This window comes from Pseudoalteromonas phenolica (genome assembly GCF_001444405.1).
Lineage (GTDB): Bacteria > Pseudomonadota > Gammaproteobacteria > Enterobacterales > Alteromonadaceae > Pseudoalteromonas > Pseudoalteromonas phenolica.
Genome location: NZ_CP013188.1, coordinates 805,827 through 819,772, shown reverse-complemented (window position 1 = coordinate 819,772; position 13,946 = coordinate 805,827). Strand labels below are relative to the sequence as shown.

11 protein-coding genes are annotated in these 13,946 nt (G+C 41.1%); 4 read left to right on the top strand and 7 right to left on the bottom strand.

Going from position 1 to position 13,946, the window contains the following annotated elements; translation table 11 throughout:
• Positions 1-26 precede the first annotated feature (26 nt).
• The 4 genes from PP2015_RS20740 to PP2015_RS20725 all read right to left on the bottom strand — a co-directional run bounded on the left by PP2015_RS20740 (position 27) and on the right by PP2015_RS20725 (position 4,079).
• Positions 27-1,577, bottom strand: a complete 1,551-nt coding sequence (locus PP2015_RS20740; protein ID WP_227009265.1) for a S24 family peptidase — start codon at positions 1,575-1,577, stop codon at positions 27-29.
• An 83-nt stretch (positions 1,578-1,660) separates the two neighbouring features.
• A complete protein-coding gene (locus PP2015_RS20735; protein WP_058032387.1) occupies positions 1,661-2,275 on the bottom strand; it encodes a class I SAM-dependent methyltransferase in 615 nt (204 codons plus the stop codon).
• Positions 2,276-2,536: 261 nt separating this feature from the next.
• Positions 2,537-3,484, bottom strand: coding sequence for a glutathione S-transferase family protein (locus tag PP2015_RS20730; RefSeq protein ID WP_058032386.1), 948 nt, complete (start codon positions 3,482-3,484; stop codon positions 2,537-2,539).
• Positions 3,485-3,596: 112 nt separating this feature from the next.
• Positions 3,597-4,079, bottom strand: a complete 483-nt coding sequence (locus tag PP2015_RS20725) for a DoxX family protein (protein ID WP_058032385.1) — start codon at positions 4,077-4,079, stop codon at positions 3,597-3,599.
• Positions 4,080-4,237: 158 nt separating this feature from the next.
• Here PP2015_RS20725 and PP2015_RS20720 point away from each other — a divergent pair, with 158 nt between their 5' ends.
• Complete coding sequence (locus PP2015_RS20720; protein WP_058032384.1) at positions 4,238-5,134, top strand: LysR substrate-binding domain-containing protein; 897 nt, start codon at positions 4,238-4,240, stop codon at positions 5,132-5,134.
• A gap of 97 nt (positions 5,135-5,231) precedes the next feature.
• On the opposite strand, the gene PP2015_RS20715 is transcribed toward PP2015_RS20720, so the two are convergent.
• Entirely contained in the window at positions 5,232-5,855 is a 624-nt protein-coding gene (locus PP2015_RS20715; RefSeq protein WP_058032587.1) for a LysE family translocator, read from the bottom strand.
• 256 nt (positions 5,856-6,111) lie between these two features.
• Here PP2015_RS20715 and PP2015_RS20710 point away from each other — a divergent pair, with 256 nt between their 5' ends.
• The 3 genes from PP2015_RS20710 (at position 6,112) to PP2015_RS20700 (ending at position 10,345) form a co-directional block, all read left to right on the top strand.
• Positions 6,112-6,792: a response regulator transcription factor gene (locus PP2015_RS20710; protein WP_058032383.1), complete on the top strand. Its 681-nt coding sequence runs from the start codon at positions 6,112-6,114 to the stop codon at positions 6,790-6,792.
• Positions 6,789-8,132 (top strand): sensor histidine kinase, encoded by a 1,344-nt coding sequence (locus tag PP2015_RS20705; RefSeq protein ID WP_058032382.1) that lies wholly within the window; start codon positions 6,789-6,791, stop codon positions 8,130-8,132. The genes PP2015_RS20710 and PP2015_RS20705 overlap by 4 nt, the downstream gene beginning before the upstream one ends.
• Before the next feature lie 80 nt (positions 8,133-8,212).
• Positions 8,213-10,345: a TonB-dependent receptor gene (locus PP2015_RS20700; protein ID WP_058032381.1), complete on the top strand. Its 2,133-nt coding sequence runs from the start codon at positions 8,213-8,215 to the stop codon at positions 10,343-10,345.
• A gap of 108 nt (positions 10,346-10,453) precedes the next feature.
• Here the strand turns inward: PP2015_RS20700 and PP2015_RS20695 are convergent, their stop codons facing one another.
• Positions 10,454-10,690 (bottom strand): hypothetical protein, encoded by a 237-nt coding sequence (locus PP2015_RS20695; RefSeq protein WP_058032380.1) that lies wholly within the window; start codon positions 10,688-10,690, stop codon positions 10,454-10,456.
• A 111-nt stretch (positions 10,691-10,801) separates the two neighbouring features.
• Positions 10,802-13,942: an efflux RND transporter permease subunit gene (locus PP2015_RS20690; RefSeq protein ID WP_058032379.1), complete on the bottom strand. Its 3,141-nt coding sequence runs from the start codon at positions 13,940-13,942 to the stop codon at positions 10,802-10,804.
• Positions 13,943-13,946: the final 4 nt, after the last annotated feature.

Sequence of the window (13,946 nt, the reverse complement as noted above, 5' to 3'; positions counted from 1 at the left end):
TTATTTAAAGACCTTAGCTGAACTGGCTAACACAGATGTTTTTTTAGCCTTGCAAAGGTTTTCATACTTTCATCTGCAACCAAAGTTTCATAGTCAGGATTTTTCGCAATGAGCTGATAGCAAGAGTTACCATTTTCATCCGTTGCTTTTTTAATATCTCGCAATAAGTATTGGCTGTCGCCTGCACTATCCAGTCTCTCAATCGCTACAGTTTGGTTTTGTAATGACCCTGCACTCTCAGGCGTAATAAATTCCAGCAACAATAGATCACCATCAAATATTGGACTCTTGCCACCATTCATAGAATTACCGCTGGCTCTTGCAAAAAAATGCTTATTAGGATCAACCTTGCCAACTCCATCAGGTATATCCATATACTCAGCATCACTTTCATCGCCAGTTTTGAAGTGCCCGCAAGCAATTTTTAAATTAGGGAAGTAGTACAGTTGCGGTTCTAGCTCTGCGATTATTTCAGTCTTATTAGTCTCAATCTTATCTTCTCTTTCACCATGTTTCTTTTTGAACGTCAAAACAGGAGCAATAGGTGCGGAGTCAACAAATGTATCTATACTATGCCAAAGTTTTGCATGGTTACTTCTTGCTACTTCATAAGCCCAATTACTCACTGCAATACTTTGATCAGCACTACAATCAAAGTAACTACTTAATTCAGATTCAATAACTTGATTGTGTTTGACTAGATTACTTTCTATCCAATTATCTCTATGTTCATAAGAAGCAAGAAAATCTCGTTTATTATTGTTACACCTACGATGAGCAGCAACGAAGTTATGCGCCAAATCATTACTGTAGCGAGAAAAAGGAATAAAATGATCAATTTCAACATCATTCTTAAATGGTTTTTGACAGTAAAAACATTGGTTCTTTTGTAAATCTACTAGTAACGGCTTAACTTTAGCTAAAGATTGTCTGTCCTCTCCAAACAAAAATGACTCGAGCTTAGATTGAGGCCCAATTAACGCTTGGTTATATTTGATGCTCTGAATTTTTTGCAACCATGCATTTTTAGAGAGGTAAACAACCAAATCATAAAACCTTCTAAAGCATGCTGCGATACCTGGCTTAAGTTCAATGTATTGCGGTTTTTTGTTATGAGGATAAAGAAAACATTCTTCTTGCTTAGCTAGAATTTGAAGCCGCCAGAGTGGTCCTGTTTTCAAGGTATTTAACGCTGCTCGATAACTTTCATTCCAGTAACTGCTTCTCTTTAATTGTCCTAAGCTACGTATATTATTTTGCTGGCATTCATATAACACGGAAATGACTTTAGATTGCGCTCCGGAATTTTGTTTGAGGAGCGCGTCTGCTCCCGACTTAAGATTCGAAAACGGCATAGCATGATGCCAATATAATTGAAGTATCTTCTCAGCTAATAAACTATGCTCAATTTTGAGACTCTCATTAGTACTAACATCAAGCTTTTCTATACATATATCGGCAATCGCATTTAACAATGCATACTTATAGGTAGCAACAAAGTCGCCCTCAGATAAAACTCTCTGGATAAATGAAATAAATGCTAACTGAAGTTTTTCGTTTGGCTTTATATCTTTCACGTCCTAGCATATTCCTTATACAACGATGTAGGATGTTTTAGTTAGATGCGAATTAATAATTAGTCGCACCTGAGTAGGTGATTTTATTTCTTTCTAATCAGCCCATTCAACCAAATCTCGCCTTTTCTCTCAGGTCTTTGATCTTCACTTTGCCATGTTTTTTCAAGCGTTAGTTGTGGCTCTGCGTCTATTAATGCTTTTAAACTTTCTTCGCTTAAGTCTGTGAAGTGGCGGCCATTTATGTCTCGCTCACCTTCTCCGTACTTAAAGCTAACGTATAACACACCGTTTGGTTTTAAGGCGTTGGCGAGTTTAGTGAAACGATCGGGTAATTCGCTGTGTGCAACGTGCAGTAAACTTGCGCAGCACCAAATACCATCGAATTGGTTTTGGTCGTTAATTTGGCGAAATGTTTTTACATAAACAGGTTGTTCTAGGTGAAAGCTGGCGATTTCTGCCAGTTCTGCAACTGCATCAAATGCCGTGACTTTATAGCCAAGCTTTTTAAAATGCAGTGCGTCTCGGCCCGAGCCACAACCTGCGTCTAGAATATGGGGTTTTAAGCCATTCGGGCAGCCCTCGGCTGAAGGAATATGCGGTAAGAATGCGTTGTAAAACTCGCTCATATTAATATGGAGCGTGCTGTTGGCGAATGCGCTGGCGTTCTGAGCGTAGTAGTCGAGCGTTTGTTGTGTCATGTGTTTATTCTTTACCAGTGTGAGAGTGGTGACGTTGGGTTTCACGCCTGTGCAGTTTTAATATAGCTGCTGCTCGCCAAGTTTCTTTGTAACTTAGTTGTTTGCTAATTTAGCTTAATTTTTTGTAGATGAGTAGTGATAAGAATCAATAAGTTATTCATGTTTGGTCTGATTATTTTAAATTGCTTTTAATATAAACAGATAACCCGACGTAAAGTCGGTGCTGCCGAGTAAATCAAGTCGGTAGCACCTGTGAACGTTTTAAAGAGTTTTGCGATTATGCGGCGCGTTAAAATCTAATTCAGGACCATTTGGGATCACCCCAGTTGGATTAATGGTCTTATGACTCGCGTAGTAATGCTCTTTTGTGTATTCGATATCAACGGTGTTACTCACGCCCGGCACCTGATACAACTCTCGAACATAATTGCTGATATTTTCAAAATCCTTTAGCTGAGTACGATTACATTTGAAATGACCAAAATACACGGCATCAAAGCGGATAAGCGTCGTGAACAAACGCCAATCGGCTTCGGTGATTTGCTCACCAACTAAATAACGATTTTTGCTTAAATGATCTTCTAGCCAATCTAGACTTTCAAATAATGCATCATACGCTGTGTTATATGCTTCTTGCGTCGTTGCAAAGCCCGCTTTATAGACGCCGTTGTTAATGGTGTCATAAATGCGTGCGTTCATCTGATCAATTTCAGGCAATAAAGCTTCTGGACTATAGTCATCTTTGTTGCCAGTGAGTTCATTAAACGCAGTATTAAAAATACGAATGATCTCCGCCGATTCATTATTGACTATGGTTTGGGTCTTTTTATCCCAAAGGATTGGAACCGTGACGCGACCTTCATAACTTGGATCTGACTTTAAATACAGCTCATACGCATATTTAAAACCATAAAGCGGGTCTTTTTCATCATCAAACTCCCACCCATTTTCTAGCATTTGAGCTTGTACAACTGTGACATCGATTAAAGACTCAAGCCCTTTCAGTGCTCTAAAAATTAATGTGCGGTGCGCCCAAGGACACGCTAACGAAACATAAAGATGATAACGGCCAGCTTCAGGTTGATAAGGGTTATCACTGTCTGTGCTAATCGTGTTTCGAAACTTACTGTCTTGGCGTTTAAATGCACCTTTACTTTCTTTGGTGTCGTACCACTTATCAACCCATTTGCCGTTTTGTAATAAACCCATAATAAACCCTCTCAATGCTATAAATATTTTGCTTTAAAGAAGTCACCTAAGTCTGTGACTTCTTTACTTTTACTTTTTACGTTTTATAAATTTTCGAACTTATATTTCGATTTTAGTTGCTAGCAGTTTGAAGCTGCGCTTTACCTTGGCTAGCCAACTTAGAAGTTAAAACACGGTCGAACGAAAACTTACCACCACCTTGGAATATCAAGGCTACGCTGATAGCAAACAGTGATAACGCAAATTCATACCCATTGTTCGACATAAATAAACCATTTTGGAAATGCACTGCAAAAATGGCCACCAGCATTGTGAAAGCAAGTGCGACTGCGGTTGGTCTAGTTAGTAAGCCGACTAGTAAAAAGATCCCGCCGAAAAACTCTGCACTTCCCGCCATAAGTGCCATTAAATAGCCGGGCGCTAAGCCGATTGATTCCATCCACTGACCTGTGCCTTCAAGACCATAGCCACCAAACCATGCAAATAACTTTTGTGCGCCGTGGGCAATAAATAAAATACCTGCGACTACGCGAAGTGGTAATACCGAAAGCTGATCGTCAGTTTTTAGTACGTTTAGTAAAGTTGATGTGTTCATTTTGCTGCTCTCTTAAATTTAGTTAATTATGTTTTTCAGTGTTTCTCTGAAGAAGTGAGTTCATTATAGGTAGGTATTCGCAAACAAATAACTGGCAGAATTTGACAAGTTAGTTCAAAATATTTGAACAATAGTTTTGAACATGTTTTGTAAGTGATATGCAGCACTCTCCTTTAACATTAGAAGCTTTACTGGTACTCGACGCCATTGATAAACGGGGTAGTTTTGCCAGTGCCGCTGAGCAGCTTAATAAAGTTCCATCAGCGATTTCGTATATTGTGCAAAAACTCGAAGAACAACTGGGTGTGACGTTATTTGTCCGCCAAGGTCGACGCTCTGTGCTAACCCCTGCAGGCGTGCACCTTCTTGGAGAAGGCCGTAAAGTATTACTTGCTGTTGGCAAATTAACTGAGCAGACGCAAACAATCGCCCACGGTTGGGAGCCCAAAATACGCATCGCTATTGATACCATTATTGATGAGCGCAAAGTTTTCAAAGCCTGTTATGAATTTTTAGCTGAACACGAAAACATCGAACTCGACTTTAAAGAAGAAGTGTTGAATGGTACGTGGGAAGCCTTAATTGAAGACGAGATTGATTTGGTGATCGGTGCATCAGATCCCGTTCCAGCGCAGCAAGGCATACGCGCAAAAACTCTGACCGAATACCATAGCGCCTTTGTAGCAACGCCAGAACACCCACTCAATAAACTTGGCAGAGACATTGAAGCGTCTGATATTTTGAAATATCGCACCGTAGTTGTTCACGATTCAAGTCGAAACGCTATTGCGAAGTCGTCAAACATCATTGAAGGTTCAAAACACTTATACGTAAGCAATTTACAGCAAAAAATCTGCGCCATTGAGGCCGGAGTCGGAGTTGGCTTTTTACCTGTTGATCAGATAACTAGTCAGATTGAATCAGGCGCATTAAAAGTAATAACCTTGGCGGAGCCTTCAATACCGCAATCATTAAATATTGCTTGGAAAGTGGTGAACAAAGGTAAAGGGTTAAGAGCATTTGTGAAGTGTATTGAAGCTGAGTTTTCGAAATAAATAGGAATCAAATTAGAATTGCGCGATGTAAAATCGCGCCTACAACAAAACAAAACCATCACCTGTAGGCGTGAGTTTATCCCACGCTATTCAATGTTTAACCAATTAACTGCTGGTACAACACTCTTGCTGCAAGTAATAAAAATGCAGTACCTAATAACTTATCTATTACAGCTTGCTTCTTAGTTAAATCAAACTTCTCTCTTGCTTTTGCACTGGCAACCGACACAAAAAAGTACCATAAGGTATCAATCGCCAATACAGTGCCGCACATTAATATGGCGACGGTTAGCGTCATGGCTTCTGGTTGTATAAATTGTGAAAACAAGGCGATAAAAAAGATAGCAAGCTTAGGGTTTAAGAAAGCAATGGCAAAGCCATCTTGCGCGGCTTGTTTGTAACTCGTTGCATTTGCTTGAGCAACATCTAGACCTGAAGACTTACTGGTCAAGATTTTATAACCCATATAGGCTAAGTACGCAGCGCCTGCGTAAACCAGCGTTTGGAATACAATAGGAAAATGGGTAATTAAGCTTGCTAATCCTGCTATTGATAACGCAGCATAAATACCAACCCCGACACCGTGTGCAACACTTGCAGCAATACCGTGCCCTGCACTGTTATAAAGAGAATGACGTAATACGACAGCCAAACTCGGACCCGGTGACATAGCGCCAATTGCGCAAATAGTAGCTAAGCTTAGCCAAGTTGTTAATTCCACAACATTATCCTGCATAATCAAAATCGCTGCTAGTCTAACGACCTCACTGTAACTGAGCAAGTTATCTAATTATCACTACGCATCTCACATCTATACAAACTTTAGAACAAATGTTAACACCATGTTTTAAAAGCTAATTTCATTAGTATTATTTTTTCTTAAACTAACCCAAGAAAGGAACATAGTGATTTACACAGACCTTTGATAAGCTTATTATTGCAAATAATAACAGTTTCTATTTGCAATAATATATTCCATGACCTCTATTCTCCTCATTGAAGATGACATTACACTCAGCAATTATTTATCAGACTTACTGAAAAAAGCAGGTTACCTCGTTGAACAATGCTTTGATGGAGAGCATGGTTTTAATAAAGCCAAATCGGAGCAACACCACCTCGTTTTACTCGATAAAATGCTACCAAAACTTGATGGTGTCACTCTACTCAAACAATTACGACAAGTAAGTCAGATCCCAGTGATCATGGTTTCGGCCAAAGGCGCTGAAGAAGAGCGTATTTTAGGGTTTACTCACGGGGCAGATGACTATGTTGCCAAACCTTTTAACAGCCAAGAATTACTTCTTCGTATTGAAAGTCTTTTACGCCGAGCCAAGCCCGACATAGAAAGTAGCAGCCAAGAACATATGCACTTTGATGACTTGTCTATAGATGTGAACTCACAGCAAGTACATCTCAATGAGGTACTTTTAGATTTTACCCCCATCCAATTTAAATTATTGTGGAACCTGCTTAGCAAGCAGAACGTTATTATCCCAAAAGCGGAGTTGCACGAAGCTGTATTAAATAAAAAACTGGGGGCATACGACCGCAGTATCGACATGCATTTGAGCCGTGTAAGGCGCAAGCTTAATGAAGCAGGCTGGCAAGGAGATCGTTTACAGACAGTGCATGGCAAAGGGTACTGTTTTAAATGAAGCGTAAGATTTTCTGGAAGCTGTTTTTTATCCTTGCAACAGGCCTAGTTACATTTTTCTATTTGGTTCACACCATTACCTTAAAAACCGAAGAGAAAATGAGCTTTATAAAAGCTGAGCATAGAGCAGAGTTAAGAGCTTGGGGCGAAAAAGCAGAGTCATATTACGTTCAAAAAGACTTTGTTGGATTAGAAAAGTACCTTCAAGAGATAGAGCAACAAGAGAACGTGTGGGTGTCTGTCGTCGGTTTTAAAGCTGAGCAATTTGCGGGTAAACCTTACGATAAAGACATCGTAGGTTATTATCATTTTGGACGTAGCATTGATTGGAAGATCCACCTCTACTTTTCTGATAACCCGATTATGGAGTTACCTTTTCAAGAATATGGCGCCAGCTTTTTAATTCGATTACCAGAGCGAATGCGACCGGGCACGCATTGGTTAACAACGAAATTTGCTCTGCAGATAGTTATTCCGATGATGTTACTCATATTGCTCACCTTGATTCTATATAGGCACATTATTACGCCGTTACACCGCCTCGATAATGCCACGCTCGCATTCAGCAAGGGGGACTTATCAGTTCGAGTCGGCCAACACTTTGCTAAACGTGATGATGAGCTGTCTCATCTTGCCAAAACATTTGATTCAATGGCATCAAGAATTGGAGAGCTTATCGAAAATCAAAGGCAACTCATAGCTGACTTATCTCATGAGTTGCGAACACCATTAACTCGTTTAGATATTGCCGTTGAGAACTTTGACTCGAGTAATAGTTCACAACATTTAGAACGTATTTCGAGGGAATCTAAGCAAATAAGGAAGCTTGTTGAAAATACCCTCACTTTTGCATGGCTCGAAAATGAACAGCCCAAAATCATGCAGGAACAAGTAGAGTTAGTTGATTTACTCGATGTTTTGATTGAAGACGCAAGATTCGAGTTCGCCTGTAAGTTCATAGAGTGTGAACTACCAAACTCAGCAGTGATCTCTGACTCAAGTCATAAAGCACTCTGCCCAGCAATAGAAAACGTACTGCGAAATGCCCTAAAATATACGCCATGCAAAGAAACCGTTTCGGTTAGACTCACACAACAGCAAGATCATTACCTACTAGAAATCAATGATTCGGGTCCAGGGATCCCAGAGCACTTGCTAGATAAAATCTTCGAACCCTTCTTTAGAGTTGACGACAGCAGAATGGCTGAAAGTGACAGCTTTGGCTTAGGGTTAGCATTAGCTAAACGTCACCTTTTAAGTGTTGGTGCAAATATCTATGCCCTTAATCAAAAAAGCGGCGGCCTCAGCGTTAAAATCACCATTCCAAAGTTGCAAATGTAACAGTTGTAAAAGTGCTACCAATCACAATTGCAAATAGGAATAATTCTGATTTAGAAAATATCAGTAATTAGAGATGTCCCATGACTTTTAAAGCGACTCCTGTGTTTAAAACAAAAATACTACCTACCCTTATTGCTGGCTTATTGAGTACTCAAGCCGTTGCAACCGAAAAAGACACTGACAACAAAGACATTGAAAAAATTGTCGTTGTAGGTGCAACAACAAACTCAGAAATTACGCCTGAGCAATTAGACAATTACCAAGCCAATGATTTAGAAGATATCTTTAGAGCGACCCCCTCTATTACGGTTGGCGGTTCACTCGGTATTGTACAAAAGGTATTTGTACGTGGCTTAGAAGACTCGATGATGAACATCACGGTTGATGGCGCGCCACAAACTAGTACGCTTTTCCACCACGTTGGCCGTGTGTCAATTGAGCCAGAATTATTACGTAGTGTTGAAGTACAAGCGGGTGCAGGTGAAGCAACCGCTGGCAGCGGCGCAGTCGGTGGTGCGATCCGTTTTAAAACAAAAACTGCAAACGATTTATTAAATGCAGATGAGCAGTTTGGCGGATTGGCAAAAGCGAGTATTTTCTCTAACGATGGCAACAAACAAAGTGTTGCATTATATGGTCGTGTTACTGATTCAGTGAACGTGTTAGCGTCTTACGTAAATGTCAGCCGAGACAACATGGAAGATGGCGAAGGTGATTTGATCCCTGGAACAGGTTCAGATCAAGCTCTGGGTTTTGTTAAAGTAGATGCCGAAATTAGTGACAGCCAATTTATCACAGTAAGTTACGAAACACGCGAAGAAGAGGGCGAGTTTGGTAAGCAAACAAACTGGGTTCAAACCATCGACGCACCGCTATTCAAAACATGGTCTGATCGTGAAACTTTAGTGCTAAACCATGCGCTTTATTTAAACGAATTCATCAATTTAGAAACCACACTTTACTCAACTGAGTCCTCTTTAAAGCGCGAGCTTTACACTTGGAACGCAGGAATTAAGACCACAGGTTTCGATATCAGAAATACCAGTGACCTAGGCGATCACGTTCTAACTTATGGTATTGAACAAAAGAATGATGAAGTTAATTCTGAGTCATACGAAGCATTTGGCGGCAAAGCAAACGAAGACGGTACTGTGACAGGTGTGTATGCTCAGGACCATTGGCAAATTACACCTGACCTATTACTGAGCTTTGGTGTACGTTATGACGCCTACGAGCTAGACCACACAGGTCTTGAAGCTAGCTGGGTTAAAGTGGATGGCAAATGGGTAGTTGAGCATGATGCGCAAGGCAACCCTGTCACAAAGAGCAAAGACTTTTCAGTTAAAAAACAAGACGGCTTTAGTAAAAACATCGGTTTTAAATACACATTAGCAGAAAACATAACCTTGAGCGCAGGCTATGCAGAAGCCTTAAGAGGCCGCCAAGTAGCTGATGCATTTACCGCAGGTGAAGTAAACGACAACCCTGAACTCGCGCCAGAAGAGGTAGAAAACATTGAGCTTGGCCTTGAATACAACGATGGCACATGGCTATTCGAAGCATCTGTTTACCAGAGCACTATCAATGGTGTGGTATTCGATAAATTCAAAGGTCGTGAAGGTGTTTTTTACGAAAATATCGGCGACTTAGAAAGCACAGGTGTTGAACTTGTTGCAGGCTACCAAGCAAATCAATTTGATGTGTTAGTTAGCTTTAACCATAACGATGTTGTACTAAATAATATGCCATTTATTTGGCCAGATAATTCCGTTGAAGGCGGCAAACAGCAAGTCATTCGCAATAACGTAGATATCAATGCCTACGAATATGGTGGACTTGGTAATGCTGTAGGTGACGCACTGAATATCAACTTTAACTATGAAGTAACAGATAGCATCAAAACGGGCTTTAATTTTAAATATGTTGCGGATTTAAATGATATTGAAGTTATGCACCGCTCTTTAGAGTTAGGCTGGGTTGATGAGCTAGGTAGCATCGATAAAGAAGGCTACAACTTAGTTGATGTATACGCACGATACGAACCAACTGAGCAGTTACGTTTTGACCTTTCTATTCAAAACTTATTTAACGAAACATACCGAAGCCACGGCAGTGTTGGCGACTTTAGTAAATTTGGTAAAGGCTATGAAACATTAAAAGGTATGTATGAACCAGGCCGTGATATACGTTTAAGTGTGTCTTATCAGTTTTAAATTTGCTGGATGATAATCAATTCTGAAGGTAATTAATGATTTAAACTTTAATCATATAAAAGAGAGTTTAACCCTAAGTTGAACTCTCTTTTTTGTATCAAGTTAAAATCAAGTTCTGTGATCTGCTGCAAAACCACCTTGTGATTTACAAAGGGAAATTAGCACATCGCCTTCTTCCCAAGAGCTTAATTGTTTACTCCACAAAATGTTAAATGGATTGCCTGCAACTGGCTTATGGCAGGTTATATGACCATAATATTCAGGGAAAGAATTAACATATGCAGAGGCCGAAACAGATATACCCATTGTCATGGCTGCAACAACGCTTGTAAGTAAAGTTTTCATAATGATTCCTTATAAATTATTTTTATAGAATGTTGTTAGAGATTAAAAATTATTCCTTTTTTAATCTCTAACAATAAAACCATACCTACTGTGTTATTGCAAATGCCTAGGTCACCCTAAATTTTCATTAAACTTTTTGACCTCACCCGCTTTCATTAAACAATAAACCGCTGGTAAAACAATCAAAGTGAGTAACACTGCGCTCGACATGCCGCCGACCATAGGTGCTGCAATTCGACACATCACTTCAGAGCCTGTGCCATCACCATATAAGATTGGTAACAGGCCAATAATGATGGTTGCCACTGTCATCATCACAGGTCGAACACGTAACCCTGCTCCGTGTAAAATGGCTTCTAGATAATCCGCTTTTTTAATAGCTGTGCCTTTGGCTTTGTGTTCATCTTTTAAATCTTGCAGTGCTTGATTCAAATACACCAACATGATCACGCCAATTTCTACAGCAACGCCGGCCAATGCGATAAAACCAACGCCAACAGCAACCGAGAAATTAAAACCTTCTAGATACATGAGCCATAATCCGCCGATCATCGCCATCGGCAATGTTGCGATAATCACCACGACTTCGCTCAAACGTCTGAAGTTTAGGTAAAGTAAAATAACTATAATCGCCAGCGTTAATGGCACAACATAGCTCAACTTCTCTTTAGCCCGCTCCATATATTCATACTGCCCGGCCCAACTGATTGAATAACCAGCAGGTAGTTCAAGCTCTTTGGCTAGTAATGCTTTGGCATTTTCAACATAATTGCCGACATCAATGTCTTCAATATCGATATACGTCCAACCATTTAAACGGGCATTTTCGCTCTTGATACCCGGCGAACCATTTTCGATATAAACATGCGCGACATCACCCAACGCAATACGCTGGCCTGTGGGTGTCACCATCGGCATTCGCGCTAATTGCTCAGGAGAATTTCGATAGTCTTGGGGGTAACGCAAGTTCACCGGATAGCGCTCTTGCCCTTCAACGGTTTGGGTTACATTCATTCCCCCAATGGCCGTTGCAACCACTTGCTGTACATCGGCGATATTTAAACCATAACGTGCCGCCTTAATGCGATTGATATCAACCTTGATATAACGACCACCAGCAACACGCTCTGAATACACAGAGGCCGTGCCTTCAAGCATAGGTAAAAGCGTTTCGAGCTGTTGACCAATATCTTGAATTACATCGAGATCTGGCCCTGCTACTTTTATGCCCACAGGCGTTTTAATGCCTGTTGCCAGCATATCGATACGGGTTTTGATTGGCATAACCCAAGCATTTGTCACTCCGGGTAATTTCACCAATGCATCCAGCTCTTTTTTCAATCTCTCAGTAGTCACGCCCTCGCGCCACTGTGATTTGGGTTTTAACTGGATAAAGGTTTCGATCATGGTAAGCGGCGCAGGATCGGTGGCGGTTTCAGCACGGCCTACTTTACCAAACACATTCTCGACCTCAGGAATAGTACGAATAAGCTTATCAGTTTGTTGTAACAACTCTCTGGCTTTACCAATTGAAATACCCGGATACGTCGTAGGCATATACATTAAATCACCTTCATCTAAAGGTGGTATAAACTCGCTGCCGATCTTATCTAGTGGATAAAAACCAACTATTGTGACAGCAATTGCCGCTAAAATTGTGGTTTTCGGAAAACGTAAAACGCCTTTCAGAACTGGCATATAAATAGCAATCAGTAATCTATTCAGCGGGTTTTTACACTCAGGTAGTACCTTACCGCGAATAAAGTAGCCCATTAAAACAGGTACTAAGGTGATCGCTAAACCGGCAGACGCTGCCATGGCATAGGTTTTGGTATACGCAAGCGGCGCGAACATGCGCCCTTCTTGGGCTTCAAGAATAAACACAGGTAAGAAGCTAACGGTAATAATCAGCAAGCTAAAAAATAACGCTGGCCCTACTTCACTGGCGGCTTTGCCCACCACTTGCCAACGGTTTTCATCAGTCAGAGGGGTCTTTTCCATGTGTTTATGCATGTTTTCAATCATTACGATGGCACCATCTGTCATCGCACCGATGGCGATCGCAATGCCACCTAACGACATGATGTTGGCATTAATCCCTTGAAAATACATAACAATAAAGGCAACTAAAATCCCCATAGGTAAACTTATCACTGCCACAATTGAAGAACGCAAATGGAACAAGAAAGCTGCACAGATCAGGGCTACAACTATCAATTCTTCGGTGAGTTTGCCCCAGAGATTATCGACTGCTCTATCGATTAAAGCAGAGCGGTCATATACAGTGACAATTTCAACGCCCTCAGGCAAGCCCGCTTTTAGCGATTCTAATTTAGCTTTCACGCCATCAATGGTGGTTTTGGCGTTTTCACCAAAGCGCATGACGACAACGCCACCCACAACTTCGCCCTCGCCATTCAGCTCAGCAACACCGCGCCGCATTTGCGGACCGAGATTTACCACGGCCACATCGGCAATTGTAAGCGCCACGCCTTTTTCATTCACACCTAAAGGAATTTGCAGAATATCTTGCACACTTTGAATATAACCCGTCGCGGTAACCATATATTCCGCTTCAGCCATTTCAAGCACCGATGCGCCTGTTTCTTGGTTGCCCCGCTGTAATGCTGTTTGCACATGATTTAACGGAATACCATAGGCGCGCAGCTTATCTGGGTCGACTTGTACTTGGTACTGCTTCACCATACCGCCAACTGCGGCGACTTCTGAGACACCTGCTACAGATTGCAATTCGTATTTTAAGAACCAATCTTGAATACTGCGCAGTTGGCTAATGTCATGTTTACCTGTTTTATCAACCAATGCGTACAAATACACCCAACCTACGCCTGTAGCATCAGGACCTAATTGAGGTTTTGCACTACTGGGTAAGCTTGGTGCAACTTGACTTAAGTACTCTAACACCCGTGAGCGCGCCCAGTACAAATCAGTCTTATCGTCGAAAATAATATAAACGTAAGAGTCGCCAAAGAAGGAGTAACCTCGAACCGTTTGTGCACCAGGCACCGATAACATGGCGGTAGTCAGTGGAAATGTCACCTGATCTTGCACCACTTGTGGTGATTGACCGGGGTAACTGGTTTTTACGATCACCTGTACATCAGATAAATCGGGAATGGCATCAACAGGGGTATTCTTTAACGAGAACAATCCTGCACCAACTAAAATTAAACTCATCAACACCACGAAGAAACGGTTGCTGAGTGACCAGCGAATAATAGCTGCAATCATATTG

Coding starts and splice junctions, on each gene's coding strand:
- PP2015_RS20735 (WP_058032387.1), bottom strand. CDS start 2,275: ATGACACAACAAACGCTCGACTACTACGCTCAGAACGCCAGCGCATTC.
- PP2015_RS20730 (WP_058032386.1), bottom strand. CDS start 3,484: ATGGGTTTATTACAAAACGGCAAATGGGTTGATAAGTGGTACGACACC.
- PP2015_RS20725 (WP_058032385.1), bottom strand. CDS start 4,079: ATGAACACATCAACTTTACTAAACGTACTAAAAACTGACGATCAGCTT.
- PP2015_RS20720 (WP_058032384.1), top strand. CDS start 4,238: ATGCAGCACTCTCCTTTAACATTAGAAGCTTTACTGGTACTCGACGCC.
- PP2015_RS20710 (WP_058032383.1), top strand. CDS start 6,112: ATGACCTCTATTCTCCTCATTGAAGATGACATTACACTCAGCAATTAT.
- PP2015_RS20705 (WP_058032382.1), top strand. CDS start 6,789: ATGAAGCGTAAGATTTTCTGGAAGCTGTTTTTTATCCTTGCAACAGGC.
- PP2015_RS20700 (WP_058032381.1), top strand. CDS start 8,213: ATGACTTTTAAAGCGACTCCTGTGTTTAAAACAAAAATACTACCTACC.
- PP2015_RS20695 (WP_058032380.1), bottom strand. CDS start 10,690: ATGAAAACTTTACTTACAAGCGTTGTTGCAGCCATGACAATGGGTATA.
- PP2015_RS20690 (WP_058032379.1), bottom strand. CDS start 13,942: ATGATTGCAGCTATTATTCGCTGGTCACTCAGCAACCGTTTCTTCGTG.